This is a genomic window from Paenibacillus pectinilyticus (assembly GCF_001700435.1).
Classification (GTDB): Bacteria; Bacillota; Bacilli; order Paenibacillales; family NBRC-103111; genus Paenibacillus_E; species Paenibacillus_E pectinilyticus.
Genome location: NZ_LYPC01000014.1, coordinates 527,731 through 543,917, shown reverse-complemented (window position 1 = coordinate 543,917; position 16,187 = coordinate 527,731). Strand labels below are relative to the sequence as shown.

14 protein-coding genes are annotated in these 16,187 nt (G+C 44.3%); 2 read left to right on the top strand and 12 right to left on the bottom strand.

The window, feature by feature from the left end; translation table 11 throughout:
• Positions 1-9 precede the first annotated feature (9 nt).
• The 3 genes from A8709_RS09665 to A8709_RS09655 all read right to left on the bottom strand — a co-directional run bounded on the left by A8709_RS09665 (position 10) and on the right by A8709_RS09655 (position 4,732).
• The gene (locus tag A8709_RS09665) at positions 10-882 is read right to left on the bottom strand and encodes a carbohydrate ABC transporter permease (protein ID WP_065852151.1); all 873 of its coding nucleotides are present in this window, start codon (positions 880-882) and stop codon (positions 10-12) included.
• 12 nt (positions 883-894) lie between these two features.
• Positions 895-1,845, bottom strand: coding sequence for an ABC transporter permease (locus A8709_RS09660; RefSeq protein ID WP_065852150.1), 951 nt, complete (start codon positions 1,843-1,845; stop codon positions 895-897).
• 910 nt (positions 1,846-2,755) lie between these two features.
• Positions 2,756-4,732, bottom strand: a complete 1,977-nt coding sequence (locus A8709_RS09655) for a hypothetical protein (protein ID WP_065852149.1) — start codon at positions 4,730-4,732, stop codon at positions 2,756-2,758.
• Between the two features lie 22 nt (positions 4,733-4,754).
• On the opposite strand from A8709_RS09655, the gene A8709_RS34045 reads away from it, so the two are divergent.
• Together A8709_RS34045 and A8709_RS09650 are read left to right on the top strand one after the other, a co-directional pair.
• The gene (locus A8709_RS34045) at positions 4,755-5,078 is read left to right on the top strand and encodes a hypothetical protein (RefSeq protein ID WP_141692476.1); all 324 of its coding nucleotides are present in this window, start codon (positions 4,755-4,757) and stop codon (positions 5,076-5,078) included.
• Between the two features lie 11 nt (positions 5,079-5,089).
• A complete protein-coding gene (locus A8709_RS09650) occupies positions 5,090-5,446 on the top strand; it encodes a hypothetical protein (protein ID WP_065852148.1) in 357 nt (118 codons plus the stop codon).
• A gap of 149 nt (positions 5,447-5,595) precedes the next feature.
• Here the strand turns inward: A8709_RS09650 and A8709_RS09645 are convergent, their stop codons facing one another.
• The 9 genes from A8709_RS09645 to A8709_RS09605 form a co-directional block, all read right to left on the bottom strand.
• The gene (locus A8709_RS09645; RefSeq protein ID WP_065852147.1) at positions 5,596-6,693 is read right to left on the bottom strand and encodes a mandelate racemase/muconate lactonizing enzyme family protein; all 1,098 of its coding nucleotides are present in this window, start codon (positions 6,691-6,693) and stop codon (positions 5,596-5,598) included.
• A gap of 36 nt (positions 6,694-6,729) precedes the next feature.
• Positions 6,730-7,491 (bottom strand): SDR family NAD(P)-dependent oxidoreductase, encoded by a 762-nt coding sequence (locus A8709_RS09640; RefSeq protein ID WP_065852146.1) that lies wholly within the window; start codon positions 7,489-7,491, stop codon positions 6,730-6,732.
• Positions 7,492-7,509: 18 nt separating this feature from the next.
• Positions 7,510-8,175, bottom strand: a complete 666-nt coding sequence (locus tag A8709_RS09635; protein WP_065852145.1) for a GntR family transcriptional regulator — start codon at positions 8,173-8,175, stop codon at positions 7,510-7,512.
• A gap of 408 nt (positions 8,176-8,583) precedes the next feature.
• Positions 8,584-8,772, bottom strand: coding sequence for a hypothetical protein (locus A8709_RS09630; RefSeq protein WP_065852144.1), 189 nt, complete (start codon positions 8,770-8,772; stop codon positions 8,584-8,586).
• Between the two features lie 18 nt (positions 8,773-8,790).
• The gene (locus A8709_RS09625) at positions 8,791-10,218 is read right to left on the bottom strand and encodes a hypothetical protein (protein WP_084224790.1); all 1,428 of its coding nucleotides are present in this window, start codon (positions 10,216-10,218) and stop codon (positions 8,791-8,793) included.
• Between the two features lie 14 nt (positions 10,219-10,232).
• Positions 10,233-11,354: a glycoside hydrolase family 88 protein gene (locus tag A8709_RS09620; RefSeq protein WP_141692475.1), complete on the bottom strand. Its 1,122-nt coding sequence runs from the start codon at positions 11,352-11,354 to the stop codon at positions 10,233-10,235.
• A 24-nt stretch (positions 11,355-11,378) separates the two neighbouring features.
• Positions 11,379-12,281 carry an aldo/keto reductase gene (locus A8709_RS09615; RefSeq protein ID WP_065852141.1) on the bottom strand — a complete coding sequence of 301 codons (903 nt, stop codon included), beginning with the start codon at positions 12,279-12,281 and terminating at the stop codon, positions 11,379-11,381.
• Positions 12,282-12,635: 354 nt separating this feature from the next.
• Positions 12,636-14,492 carry a heparinase II/III domain-containing protein gene (locus tag A8709_RS09610; protein ID WP_065852140.1) on the bottom strand — a complete coding sequence of 619 codons (1,857 nt, stop codon included), beginning with the start codon at positions 14,490-14,492 and terminating at the stop codon, positions 12,636-12,638.
• A gap of 105 nt (positions 14,493-14,597) precedes the next feature.
• Positions 14,598-16,112: an ABC transporter substrate-binding protein gene (locus tag A8709_RS09605; RefSeq protein ID WP_065852139.1), complete on the bottom strand. Its 1,515-nt coding sequence runs from the start codon at positions 16,110-16,112 to the stop codon at positions 14,598-14,600.
• Positions 16,113-16,187: the final 75 nt, after the last annotated feature.

Sequence of the window (16,187 nt, the reverse complement as noted above, 5' to 3'; positions counted from 1 at the left end):
TCAAATCTCTTATCCCTTAATTGCTCCCGTCATGATGCCATCCACAAAATATTTTTGTAGTTTCGGGTAAACAACCAAGATAGGAACTGTTGCAAACATCACACTTGCCGCTTTCAATGACTCCGGAACAATATAAGCACCAACACTGCCTTCACCTTGCTGAGCATCTAATTGTTGATTCGCAGTGATGATTTGGTACAATTTTAACTGCATCGGATACAGATTCTTATCGGTTATGTAAAATAGGGCATCTTGAAAACCGTTCCATCTGTCAACCGCGTAAAAGAGACTTAACGTTGCAATAGAAGGCAGGGATAGCGGAAGCACAATCCGTATGAGAATCCCCAGTTCATTACAACCGTCAATCGATGCCGATTCTTCCAGGCTTTCTGGAAGCGATGCAAAAAAGGTTTTTAGGATGATTACATTGAAAACACTCATAGCGCCAGGCAGAATTAAGCTCCACATCGTATTCATCAGATCCAGATTTTTCACCAGCATATAACTAGGTATTAATCCTCCACTGAAATACATGGTGAATACCAGAAGAGTTAATAAAAAGTTTCTTCCTTTCAATCTTTTCTTTGTAAGTGGATAGGCCGCACAAACCGTTAAAAACATACAAAATAATGTGTAACCAATGGTTAGTACAATCGTGTAACCCAGTGTGTAGAGCATTTCAACATCGCTTAAAATCGTTTTGTAGGTCTCAAGTGTTAAGTCTACCGGCCAAAGAGCAACCTTCTGAGAAATAATTGCCTCATTTGAACTCAAAGAAAGCGCGATCATATACAAAAATGGAATTAAACACGTAATGGATACAACAGTTATGAAAATAATAATACTTATATCCGTGAAATTGATTCTATGTTTTCTACTCAAAAAACTCACTCCTTACCAAATTCCCTGCTCACCAATTCTTTTGGCAATGTAATTGGCTGCCACTAAAAAGATTAGCCCTACAACCGATTGAAACAGTCCAACGGCTGTTGCCTGCGAAAAATCACCAGATCCAATGCCAATCCGATACACATAGGTACTGATAACATCGGAGTACTCACTTACCAGTGAATTCCCCATCACAAATGGCCGATCAAATCCGATCGAGAGCATCCTGCCGATTTGTAAAATTAACAAAATAATAATCGTAGGCTTAATCCCAGGCAAAGTGATGTGCCATATTTTACGAAGCCTGCTGCATCCATCGATATCTGCCGCCTCATATAGCTCTTTATTAATCCCAATAATGGAAGCCAAATAGATAATGGTCCCCCATCCAACGCTTTGCCAGATCCCAACAACTACATACATGATCAACCAATTTGTTTTTTGAGAAAGAAATTCAATTTTACCAATTCCGATGCTAGATAAGACCGTATTCGCCATCCCACCTGATGAAAACAACAGATAGACCATACCTCCAATAATGACCCAGGATAAGAAATGCGGTAAATATAGAACGGTTTGGGTCATTTTTTTAAATGGGACATACCTGATTTCATTCAACAATATGGCCAAGATAATGGGTGCCGGGAATCCCGCTACCAAATCCAGCACATTCAACACAAGCGTATTGGTTAGCGCACGATAAAAACTATTTTGTTCAAAAATGAATTTGAAGACATCCAGCCCAACCCACTCACTCCCGCTAATTCCCTCAAAAATGTTATAATCCTGAAAAGCCATCAACACGCCATAGATCGGTGCATATCGAAAAATGAGGATATATGCCATTGGCAACAGTAAGAGTAAATATAAGAATGAATCTCTTTTTAAGTAGTGTAAAATGCTGTTCTTTTTCTTTAGTTTGATATTCTCTCTATAGTTTTCTACAACCGCTTTCATTTGTATCGTTCCTCTCCTACTAAATTTTACGAAGTAACCTCCCACGAAATAATTTGAGTAAAAACCTTATATAAAGCGTTCTCATGTAAAGAATTATACGCTCCTGCATTTTTATTAAAATGTAATTTTATAAATTGTTTTTGTAATAATTTTATAGGTAAAAAATTTCCTGGGATGACGAAGATAGTAATCTCACCGCTAGATGGCCACCAGTCTGATCCTGTATATGTAATCAGGGTAGATGAATCATTCGTGAAAGGGTAGTTGGAAACCAGCATAGCAATATAGAAACGCTAACGCTTGTCAAATAGGAAAAAGAGACTGATCAGTTGAAATTGATCAGTCTCTTTTTCTTATCTAACTATCACATGGTCAATTACTACCTTTTTATCTAGTAATATAGAAGTAATGTCTATCAAACAATTGTTCAAAAACATATTTTTGTTGGTGAATTGTTGTTCATCCATTATTTGTATAAAAATCTACTATTAAGAAAATATATCAAATTCATATCTCATGTTTATTACTTACTATCGCTTTTTACATAACAATTGAGTCATTTGATCTACCTGAATAGTCACATTACTAGGGTAAACTGCCGTTACCGAATGAGTTAATGCAGATATGATAATGTAGTCGTGCTATTAGGCTTCTAAATAAATAAAGTGAAATATTTTTAGCACAAAGGGAGTGTGAAAATGGATCAATCTACGAATAAACAAAGTAAAGTAAATAAGAGAATACCTACACATCGGAAGAAAAAAGTAATCATTTGCAAAGTGTGCAAAGGTGAAATCAAGCACTGCAAACCGAAACCACATAAACACCATAAAAAGCGCAGAATCGTGAAACACCCATCTACGAAATCAAAGGTACTCGAGTTAACGAAAAATGTAAGCAGCGCGCACAATCAATCGGATTCCGACAGCATCTCCACTGCGAGTGATTCGGCAACAAGTACCAGTGGTGCTACGAACACATCGGATACGGACAGCAATTCTTCGGCAACGGAATCATCAACAAGTACAAGTGGTGCGACAAATAATTCGGATACAGACAGCTCTGCGAACGTCAACGAGACATTGACAAGCAATAGCGGATCGCATAATACCTCCGATACTGACAGCAATTCTACAGCAACGGAATCATCAACAAGTACAAGCGGTGCCACAAATAATTCGGATACAGACAGTTCTGCAAACGTCAACGAGACATTGACAAGCAATAGCGGATCGCATAATACTTCCGATACGGACAGCAATTCTACGGCTACGGAATCATCATCAAGTACGAGTGGATCGACCAACAACTCGGATACGGACAGTAACTCCAGTGCATCGGATACATCCTCAAGCTCAAGCGGGGCTACTAGTAATTCGGATACAGACAGCAACGCTACAGTAAACGAAACGCAAACGAGCACAAGCGCCTCCAACAATACGTCCGATACAGATAGTAACTCAAATGCTACGGAAACATCTAGCAGCACGAGTGGCAGCACGAATAATTCTGATAATGATAGTAATTCAAATGCAACAGAAACATCTACTAGCACAAGCGGCAGCACGAATACGTCTGATACGGACAGTTCTGCAACTGTTAATGAGACGTTGACAAGTAACAGTGGATCGAACAACACTTCAGAAAGTGATAGTACATCCACTTCAGGTCCGAGTACCTCTTCAGCTGGTGACAATACATCTACAACCTCCAGTGACTCCACCAATACATCCGATACGGATAGCACCTCCACTTCGGGTCCAAGCGAGTCAACCACTGGTGACAATACATCTACTACCTCCAGTGACTCCACCAATACATCCGATACGGATAGCACCTCCACTTCGGGTCCAAGCGAGTCAACCACTGGTGACAATACATCTACAACCTCCAGTGACTCCACCAATACATCCGATACGGATAGCACCTCCACTTCGGGTCCAAGCGAGTCAACCACTGGTGACAATACATCTACTACCTCCAGTGACTCCACCAATACATCCGATACGGATAGCACCTCCACTTCGGGTCCAAGCGAGTCAACCACTGGTGACAATACATCTACAACCTCCAGTGACTCCACCAATACATCCGATACGGATAGCACCTCCACTTCGGGTCCAAGCGAGTCAACCACTGGTGACAATACATCTACTACCTCCAGTGACTCCACCAATACATCCGATACGGATAGCACCTCCACTTCGGGTCCAAGCGAGTCAACCACTGGTGACAATACATCTACAACCTCCAGTGACTCCACCAATACATCCGATACGGATAGCACCTCCACTTCGGGTCCAAGCGAGTCAACCACTGGTGACAATACATCTACTACCTCCAGTGACTCCACCAATACATCCGATACGGATAGCACCTCCACTTCGGGTCCAAGCGAGTCAACCACTGGTGACAATACATCTACAACCTCCAGTGACTCCACCAATACATCCGATACGGATAGCACCTCCACTTCGGGTCCAAGCGAGTCAACCACTGGTGACAATACATCTACTACCTCCAGTGACTCCACCAATACATCCGATACGGATAGCACCTCCACTTCGGGTCCAAGCGAGTCAACCACTGGTGACAATACATCTACAACCTCCAGTGACTCCACCAATACATCCGATACGGATGCTACATCAAGTGCAGGACCAAGTTCATCAACAACAGGTGATAATTCTTCCACGAGTTCAAGCACCAGTGATTCAACGAATTCCACAACGACAGATGCGACTGCCACAACAGGTGACAACACTACATCGAATACGAGTAATGCTGATAATTCCTCTACCAATGATAATGCGAGTTCAGCAGACAGTACTTTAGAATCAGAGAGCTGTGCTTCCAATAACTCGGCTAATACCAGCACCGCTGACAATACATTTGACTATAATAGCTCATTGACGAGTACTTCGAATGGTCTAGCGACAGCGGCCAATAACGCCGCAAATACAATTTCAAATGGGAATAATTTCACAGTTGGGAACAGTACTCTGATTAACTTTAGTGATAATGCAGTTGCTTTAGCAGCATTACTTCTTCTATCCAAATGCATCTGCCCTAGTCCGGGAACAGGAACCGGCACGACTATGGCTACAGGTTGTGGAGGAAATATTGCGATTTCCAATCTTGAAGGTTTAATTACAGGCTTAATTGACGATGAACGTGCGAGAAAGAAAGAACTAATCGATGTATTACGTCAAAATAACTCTATAATTGGATAGGAGAATAGCAAATGAGTTCCGAAAACTTTTCCAAATCTCAGTTCACCTTTTCAAAAAAAGAAGGACAATCCGAATTATCCATCCTCATTAATAATTTGGGTAATCATCCACGCAATATCAAACTCGATATCAAAGACGCGGAAACAGGCAATACGTTGCCAGCTACACTCGATGGTGTTCCTTACAGTCACTCCCTTATCATTCCCGAGCAAGCTATTCGCACGTTAATCGTGAGCGTTTCTGAGGCTAAGCATACGATAGCTGTTGAATTTCTTCGGGAATCTTCCGAAGGTGGTTTGTCACTTCGTCAAAAGAATTCATCTAGCAACGGAGTCATCACGAACATTGTGGAACTGATATTGAAATAGCCTGAAGAGCAGAGTAAAAAATGAAAAACCTCCTCAATAGATCTCAACAAGCAAGATTTATTGAGGAGTTCCTAGTTTCTTGCCTTTTAATCGTTACATAATCTCATTCGTATTAAATGCACACCTAGCTTGTGCGCCAGTTGAAACCATTATCGAATGCGGTACTCTTGGAAATATCTTGGCAGAATCGTCGTCGAAGCTCCTGGCATCTGAGGCAACACATAGTGACCATCGACCACTGTAGCCGGCTCTTCAAAAATGTGGCGAATCCATGGGATATACTCCAACATAATCGCGCTTGGTGTTGCTGCTACCAGATGCTGATGAATTTGACCCATATCCCCTACGTGCGGGCAAATTGGCACATCATACGATGCCGCTAAACCTGCTACCTGCAACCACTCCGTAATACCGCCAACACGGGTTACGTCAACTTGACAATACTCAATCGCACCTTGATGGATATAATCGCGGAACGCATATTTGTTATAGACATGCTCGCCTAATGCGATAGGAACGTTTAGCTCGTCAGCGAGCTTTTTGTGACCCATGATATCATCCGGATTCAACGGTTCTTCCAACCAGAACAGGTCGAATTCTTCGAGCTTTTTGCCCCACGTCATCGCTGTGCTGATGTTCCATTGTTGATTCACATCGATCATGAAAATAACATCATCACCGATCGCCTTGCGTACAGCCTTACAACGCGCATAATCCTCACGTGGGTCTGGCTTACCGACCTTGATTTTGACACCTGTAAAGCCTGACTCTACAATCTCCGTAACGTCCTTCAGCAAACGGTCTTGTGACCAGTTCAACCAGCCGCCATTGGTGTTATACGCTTTGATTGGCTTCGTTTTCGCTCCGCCTAGGTACTGCCAAAGCGGCTTATTCGATGCCTTCGCCATGATGTCCCACAGGGCAATATCCACAGCAGCAAGCGCCATGTGTGTGACGCCGGAACGGCCGATCCAGTGCATTTTACCAAAACGCATTTCTTCCCATAACGCTCTAACCATAAACGGATCTTTGCCTACCAACAGTGGGGCATAGTATTTATCAATCGTATCGACGATCATATCATCGCCATGCGCGCAAGTTCCTGTGTAGCCATAGCCAACAAAACCTTCATCGGTAAAAATTCGAACGCCCGCTAATCCCCAGTGTGTAGCGACATTGATAGCATCTGTAATCGGTGGCGTAATCGGAACGTGCAATACAAAACTCTCGACTTTTGTAATTTTCATGTGTGATCCATCTCCCTTAAATGTATGATGTATGTATTAGTAACCAAGTGAAGCGCCGCCATCGACGGGAAGGGCCACACCTGTAACGAAACCGGATTGTGAACTTGCCAGGTAAAGCGCAGCTTGTGCGATTTCTTCTGAGGTTGCTGGTCGGCCAATGGGATGCATGTCATTCAACGCTTGTATCGTCGCGACAGGATCGGCTTGATCCTGAATCCACTGCTGAAGCAATGGCGTTGCAACGCCTGCTGGACAGATGCAATTGACCCGAACGCCTACTGGCGCATAGTCGATCGCAAGCGCTTTCGTGAATGCGATGACACCGCCTTTGGATGCGGCATAGACAGGATTCATCTTCTGCCCAATCAATCCGTTGAGGGAAGCCATGTTCACGACTGCACCTCGACTTTCTTTTAAAAGTGGAAGCGCATACTTAATGGTCAGAAACACACTCTTCAAGTTGATATTGTGGAGGCGATCCCACTCCTCTTCTTCCACATCCTCGAGGAACTTCGGCAAAATGACAGCCGCATTATTGACGAGCACATCCAGGCTGCCGAATCTCTCAACTGTTTCTTGGATCAATGTCTGCACATCGCTGCTTTTGGACACATCCGTTTTCCATGCGGCAACGCGATGTCCAGAGGACGTCAAGTCATTGGTAATTCGGACGGCACCCTGCTCATCCCAATCGGCAATCATCACGTTCGCCCCCTGTGCGGCAAATAGCCGCACAATCGCCTCACCAATCCCCGAACCACCGCCTGTTACGATGGCTGTTTTACCAGCTAGTATCATGTACATGTCCTCCATTATTTAGAGAATAAAACCCCGTGTCCGAACATGGGAATGGTTCAAGTGGTTGAGCAAAGCTTCCTCCGCCATCACCGAGTCCCTTGCTACTAGCCCACGAACAACTAACATGTGTTCATCCCATTCTTCCTGTAACAACTGCTGCTCCATCCCTTTATGAAAAAGTGACGAGTATCGTTGTATGCGGTCTATATACACATGAATCAAGCTCTTTAACGATTGGTTATTACAATAATCGAGAATCAAACCGTGCAAGCTCTGGTTCATCTCTGCAATTAATTTAATTTTCTCTTCGTCATCCGCAGGATGGCTTGTTGACCACGATTGCATTTCTGCTTCTAAAATAGCCAGTCGCTCTTCCGGAATTTGCGGAACTGCTTTACGAATCGCTAAAGATTCCAGCTCTTTCCGAATTTCAAACATCTCATCTAATTCTTGCAGCGAAATTTGAGCGACATACATGCCTTTGAAAGGAATCGTGTATACGAGATCTTCCGCACTTAAGCGAGACAGCGCTTCCCGAATCGGAATGTTACTGACCTCCAGATCGCGGGCTAGCTGATCAATATTGATTTTCTCACCAGACGGTATATCATGATTAAGGATTTGTTCCTTTAATATCGCGTAGATTTCATCAGTTAAAACGTAACGACTTAAGCCTTTTTTCATTATGATCACCTTTTCTTAATTGCTATATCATGAATCATACACGATTCATGATAAATAATAAAGAGAAAAAAATTATCTAATGGACAAGAAGTTCAAACAAACAGTCCTGCGGGTCGATTTCTCGAAGAAAAATATCCGGGATATTCTATCAAAAGCTAACACTGTTAACAATAGTCTAATCAAGTTCAGATACACTAGAGTTTTCACCTGACTTTTTCATTGGATACATATATAAAGTGAAAATAAACCCGTGCAAATTTGCTCGGGTTTTACTTCGTGCTTTTGCCAGTTGGCAGGCATGTTATGGCTGAACAGCTTTCCAGCACGCTATAACTCACTATGGCAGGATGCTCGCTATAAGTGAATACGTAGGTGCCATGAGCACCGAGCATGTAAGTCTTCGCCGCATTATAGCTTTCTGCCTTCCAGCAAAACATCTTTCTCACGATCAGCCCAAGGCATATCATAGGATGGCGCATTTGCATAACGACTCATGGTCAAAAGCAAGGAAACACCCGTGCCTGCTAGAAGATCGACTTGCAGCCACTTATCGTTAATGACTGTCATCAGCATACTTTCATTGATCGATTCCACCATTCATTGCAATGATCCTCCTTATTCCCACAATCCTAAGTAGGGCCGTTCGGCAATATTGGTAATATCTATGTTTTGAGCTGTTTGCTCATCGGCTTTCAAATAGATCCCCTCATCGGTCTTTATAAATACAGGCTGGTTCGGGAACAAGAAATGATTCGGAAGCGCACGTTCTCCGCCGACCCAACCCAGATCTCGACCAAACACGGCTTCGTCTTTGCGGCCGATCAGCTTATACACGTCCTGAAAGTAATAATCGTTGATGGCCCAATTGTCGCCTTCTTCAACCCACATACATTGCTCGCCCAGCAGGACAGACATACGCGGATAAAGCTCTTTGAGCTTCGCAGCCAGCTTCTCTCCTAGCCCATGACGGAGAAGCAGATAATAAAAATCATGCGTATGCCATGCCGAGGATGGTGCAATATCAGCCTCATTCTGCCAGCCTGTCGCCGAAGCCATATAACCTCGAGGAGTTTGATAGTAAGCATACGTCTTATCGCATTTATCTAAGAAAAACGCCAGCTCCTCATCCTCTTGATGCTCTAGGTAGCGCGCAATCCCGTGTAGCGACATCCCCATTCCTGCTATGAGCATCGGCTCCTTCAGCCGTATCCACTCGCCTCCGCGAAGCAGCCATTTACGATTAAATCGCGTCTGTCCATTGGCATCGATCCAAGAGGATCGAGCTAAGTGACGACATAAACCGCCTGCGTGCTGTAAATAGTGCTGCTCGCCGAACATTTCATAAGCTAGTACCAGCGGTGCAATCATTAAGCCATAATATTCAGCAGGCTCCACCATCGACGTATCACCCAAATAGCGATTGCTGGCTTCACAATCTGCATCTGGAATGCCCTTCACGTGGTAGTTCTCAATCATGAAGTTTAACTCGTCTTGAATTTGGTTTTGCCATGGAGAATCAGGGAACAGAAGCTGATACAGCAGTTTTCCCCAGAGACGGCAATACTCTTGATTGCTGATATTTCTCGTTTTTTTAAACGGATAGATCTCATCACACGCTTGCAAATTGCGCAGCATCGCCTGTTGGATACTATCCCGCGCTTCCGCAGGCAACCAAGAGCGGCCATGCAGTGCTGTAAGTCCCAAAGCCACGTTAGGCATCATGTTATGAATGAGCCCGCGATTCAGCATCTCGCCGATTTGGAAGCCGATGTGCTTGTATTGGCCATCTTCTTGGAACCATGTCGTTTGGAACTGTATCATTTGCAATACCTGATCGGAGAGCGCGGCATCTCGCTGTTCTGCTACGATTCGGCTCAAAGCGGCCATCAATGGACTTGCCCATGTGCTGTGCCCGCTTGTAAAATCCGCCCACCGATACGGATTGGATCCCCACACGGAATGATTATGAAAGCCATGAATGGCTCCGTCCTTTTGAACCCAGGACATCAACCAATTGCCGAGAGCTTGTACGTTCGATTTCATGTTGCGCATCCTCCCTACCAAAACAGTTCCGTACGACCCCGCAGTTTGGCAATCGCTTCGGTATAATAATAGTCAGCGTATATAATTGGCACATTGACATACGTTCTTTTCGGGAAATTGGCCGTCGACATCGTCAAAATGCCCTCTTCCTCTTCACCCCAGGAGACATATTTCTCTGTCAAAAGTATTAAGATCCGCTTCGCAGCATCATTGTAAATGTGTGCCTCCTTCTCATGAACTGCACGGCCAATTTCCAGCAATCCCGTGGCTGCACAAGCCGCTGCAGATGTATCAAATGCCGTCTCTGGTTCAGCGGGCGCGCGGAAATCCCAATAAGGTGCACTGTCCGCAGGCATATTGGCAATGAAGAAATCCGCAACGCGTTTAGCCGCATCCAAATATCTTTGATGCCCTGTATATGTGAAGCTGAGCGCCATACCGTACAACGCCCAAGATGTACCGCGAGCCCAAGCTGAATCCGGTGAGTAGCCTTGTCCGCCTCTTGCTTCGATGCGCTCACCTGTCTCCGGATCGAAGACGACGATGTGATGCGAGGAGCCGTCAGGACGGATAAATTCGCGCAGCACCGTATCTGCATGCGCCACCGCAATATGACGGAAACGCGGATCATTCGTTGTTTCACTCGCCCAATACAACAAAGGCAAATTCAGAAGGCAATCGATAATGGCCCAGCCCTGTTGATCTGCACCATTCCATGCGCGAATGAACTGGCCCTTCAGATTGAAACGGCCCGCAAGATGGCTGGCTGCCATCAGTCCGCGGATTTTGGATGCTTCCGTGCCTAACAGCTTATATTGCGCCACAGACGTCAAGCTCCACATAAAGCCGACGTCATGATGAAGCTTTTCATACCCTAACAGCGTTTCGTCCATCATGTTCTCAACAGATACAGCGATATCGCGCAAATCCACATTCTCATTTTCTTTGTATATGAGCCAAAGCAGACCCGGCCAAAATCCATTGGTCCACCAGTCATTGGTTTCATTGTTATAGGTGCCATTCGCGGAAGCATACGGAAAAGTCGCTCCGATCCGTTTGCTTGTTCGTTCAACTTTTGCAACAATCTTTCCCCACACTTCATCAGCCCATGCTTCATTTACGACGCTTGTTGTCATATTCATTTCCTCCCGCACCTTCTGCTAAAACAATCGCTGACCTGGGAACAACGTGAAAAGCTTGTTAAGTTCCTGATTCGATAAACCTATACCGTCACAATAATTTGCATTCACTTGCAATGAACGGATCGAAGTCGTTCCTGTTAACGTAATCGCAATATCCGGACAAGTTAAGCTAAAGCGCAACGCTGGCTCTACAAGACCTTTCGGTTCGCTTTTACGCAGATATTGTAGCTGCTCCATCCTTCTGTTCGCCTCTTCAAGCAAAGCATGATTATCTTGTAAAAAAGGGGCCGGTTGATCCGCCAAAATGCCCATAGCAAGCGGACTGCCGTGAATGACGCCGATGTTTTTCGCCTTGGCGAGCGGAAGCAGTTCATCTTTGGCTGTATAATCAACCAACGTATACTTGGCATAGGTCTGGATCGTATCGACCAAATCTTCTTCAAGGAAAGGCATCAATAGTTCTAGCTTCCCGGCGTTAACGCCGATCGCTCTCACCTTGCCTTGTTCCTTTAACTTGCGAAAAGCAGGCAAAACTTCATTCACCGCTTCCTCGTAACTTGTTTGCTCCAATTCATGCAGTTGGATGAGATCGATATAATCCGTCTGCAGTCTTTGTAAGCTTTCTTCTACGGATTGAATCGTGTTCTCGTACGAATAGGGGGTACCCCTCATCACAGCCTTTGTAGCTAAAATAACGTGATCGCGCTTCCCTTTCAACGCCTGCCCGATTCTGCGTTCGCTTTCTCCTCGGCCATATAATGGCGCTGTGTCTATGAAATTAATGCCTAGGTCCAGAGCACCGTGAACGACACTTGTTACAACTTCATCCGTTGTCCCGCCAAAGTCACCGCCGAGCGGGGCACCGCCTAACCCTATTTTCGAAACGCGAAAGCCTGTTTTTCCTAAAATCGTATATTCCATTTGGAGCTTCATCCTTTCATCTGAACATCTGGTCTAGAAACCCCATGTGAATGCCAGTGATTATTCAAGCTGATACAGAAGACCCTAAGCGGTCTTTGTTCCATACAGTCTCCCCTCCTCAATGATCTAGATCATAAGATGCTTTCATTATCAGCTTTATACAGTTTAGCTACTACTGTAAAAAACGAATAAATCTCTACTTTTTATACATACAATGCGGAAAACACTGTGATTTCTCTGCTTCCTGATTGCTTGGCATATACAAAAGCACGGTCAAGCAAGTTCAAAGAGAGAACCATTGCTAGATCGTGCTTTCATCAATGTGCTACATTAATCTTTATTGAATTTCTTCATCTAGTTGATCACAAACCTAAACTGACTCTCCATATTCGCACTAACGCTTCTGCGATTTAAAATCAGTCGATAGAACTTCCCTTCCTTACCGTAATGATTAACCGTATTTACCTCTTCCACTTCGAATATCCAGTCACTCGGGCTAACATGCATATCCACCGTACCGATCGCAATTCGTCCATTCTCCACCTGCTTCGGCTCAACACCGCAAATGAACACTTCTTGGAAAGTCGATGGGTTTTCACCGAACGCCACTCTATCCGTAACGATCAGCTGTGAGGCCTCATCGCTCGGTCGGTGCCACAGAAACTCACGCGTAAACGATTGCAGGGTTGGACATTCGTAGGCTTCAGTCAACTCGAATTCAAAGTGTACTTCGTCTTCTGTCGCCGAATGTTGCAGCATTTGTGACATATATTTCCTGCCGAACCCTTGACGATAGCCGTCAATCATAGGGACGGAATGTCCATGCGAGCCTGCATGAATCGTTTCGTAGCGATATTCTGGCTGAAAATACTGCTTCGTATACACACCGATTCCCACATCCGCTAGCACATTGACTCCGTCAACATGCAGGATAAAATGACCTAGATCATTATGGTTATGCGGCTCTTCGTTGAATCCTCCCTTTGCGGCAAAAACGGCGATGTGCCCAGCAGGCTGATGCACCTTTGAAATGACCCACTGATTCCCTTTGAAAATCCGCTCCTGAACGTGTTCTTGCCCTTCCGAGGCATGTTCCGTTTCAGCAGCCTGCTGATCCGATGACCAGAACAGCAATCGCGTGGCTTCCAGCCAAGAAACTGGAATATCGTTCATCCGATATTCTTCTGGCGGAAGTGGCAAGGATGGGAAGTATTCACTTAACCGCTGCATCAATCCTGTATGGAAACGAGATTCATCCGGTGCATCCGAGAAGTTAACGACCTTCCCATTTGTTAGCAAGCAGAATTGCGGAAATTGGGCAATACTCCCAATTTTTCGCTCGTTTAGCAGTGTGATCTTTCCTCCAGTACGTTCTTTCAGCAATTCAGCAAAATAAACCAGATGCGAGAATCCGAATTGCCAGTAATGAGGCCCTTCAGGCGTCGCTCCTTGCTCGTCAAAGCCCGATACATATTGGCGAAGCACATGTATAACACGCCAGAGCATGCCTCCGAGCTTTTCGCTATCATCAATCAGATAAATGGCTGCTGCACCAATGCTGGATGCGCACACGGCAGGCCAGTTATTCGTCTTCAACTCCCAATTCTGCGGAGTTGGATCATTGAAGTACACCTGGAAAATACGACGCTCAATTTCCGCTTTCGCGCGCTGGACAACCCAAGGGTGTAATCGCGATCCAACTTTGTGTAAAATTTCGGCCAGGGCAAACGCAACTCCAGCAGCATCCAAATCCACAGTTTCACGAGGTGCTTGCGGTCTATCCCAAATGCCGTTCGGGTATTCATTTACGTACAGTCCGACATGTGCCGGCAGCACCCACGTATATTCATTGCAAATGGACCAGATCGCATTTTCAAGTCCTTTCTTCCATTCTGGACGTTCATCTGCCATCATCAACAGACTGAATACATGCAGACCAGAAAAAAGCTCGTTGCGTTTCGTTTGATACGTAATCCGATCACCCGTATCTCCAAATAATAAAAAGTCTGAAAACGGCGGTGGACTAGGGGGTTGAGCGGTTAACCTAATGGCTTGCTCCTCTAACTTTGCCCAATAACTTTTGTATTGTTCATCTTTGCCAATTTGCAACCATCGTTCAGGCACAGCTGCCTCAGGAAAAAGCGAAGTGGATTCACGCTTCGTTTGTTCCAAAGCCTGTTTCAATTGCCGTAGTGTTAATGTAGTAAGCATAATTCTCCCCCCTTTGGTTTTTCCCATATATAAAATCATGCTTACAGCAGCAAGCTCATCACTTTTATCGCTGTAAGCATGATTTAACTCTAATAAATCCTTAAATTACTTCGTTTTCTTCCACTCATCCAATTGTTTTTGAGCTTCAGCGATAACTTTGTCAACACCAGCCGCTTTCAACTTGTCTTGGAATTCTTTCAGCTTCTCACTTGCAGCTACAGTACCTGTGGAAAGACCTGGGTTGTATTGATCAAGAACAGTCGTAATGTTAGCAATTTCCGCTGTAACTGCTGAATTAACAAACTTAAAGCCCATTATCGGAGATGCTTTAGCTGTTTCGTTTTCTTTTTGCGTATTAGCAACAACGTTAGGATCCGTACCTTCAACTAACAAACCATTGAATGTGTTACCGAATACCCAGCTAGCGTTTGGAACATAACCAGCTTCTTTGATAATTTTGATCGTGTTATCTGAATTTTTCGTATAATGCTTACCTTCAACACCGTAGCTGATTGTGTTAAATAGCTCTTTATCTGTATTCAACAAGTTAATGAACATCATGGCACGCTCAGGGTTTTTGGACGTTTTGCTGATTGCTTGCATAGTCGTAATAATAGAAGCAGTCCCTGCCCAAGCTTCAGTTGTCGGAATCGCGATGACATCATTTCCACCGTTTGCCGTCTTAAACTGCGTTTCAACGCCAGGCTTTAATACGTTATGGACTTGAACAACGGCGTTACCTGTTTTCTCAATGTCCGCTTTGTTTTTTAAAGTAGCCGCACCATCGTTGATATAGCCTTTATCGTGCCAGCTTTTCACCAAGTCTAAATATTGAGCGAATTGAGGCGTATCATACAGATTAATAATTTTGTCTGGATTTTTCAGATCAACACCAATAACGCTAGTAATTGTTTCTAAGCCGTAACCGCGTAACATGTTACCAAATCTCCCGGTACGATCCATCAAGAAAGGAACGATGTCTTTGGATTCACCTGCTTTTACTTTTGCCAAGAATGGCTCAAGATCTTCAATCTTTTTGATGGAGTTAACGTCCAGATTGTATTTATCCGAATATTTCTTTTGGATCAGGAAGCCTTGTTTGTTCGTTACAGTTTGATAGTTCGGAATAGCATACACTTTGCCGCCGATTTTAGTAGCATCCCATACGAACTGCGGCATGGATTTACCTAGTGTTGGCGCATATTTGGCCATCAAATCGTCAAGTGCAATGAAAGCACCTTTGGATTGGTTGGTTACATAGTCCCAGTTCCAGTTAGACACCCATGCGATGTCATAGTTCTCACCAGATGCCGTAGTTGTGTTCATCTTTTGAACATAGTCAGCAAATGTTTGTGGTTGCAATTTAACGGTTGCATTGATTTTCGCTTTCGTAATTTTATTAATCGCTTCTTGAACAGTTGCCATATCTTGTGGAATCGCACTTAGCGGGTAGTTCCAAATCAATTCTACTGGTGCCAGTTGCTCTACTTTAGTAGTAGCTGCTGCGCTAGCAGCAGGACTTGCTGTGGAAGCACTATCGGATCCTTTACCGCCACATGCGGACAGAAGGACAGCAATACTTACTGCACCAGTTAATACTTTGAACAATTCCTTTTTCATACAATTACCCCCTGCGATAATTTGGATTTTTCATGAAACTTATATATCAACAGCAGCTGCATCTAAGAGCTGCAG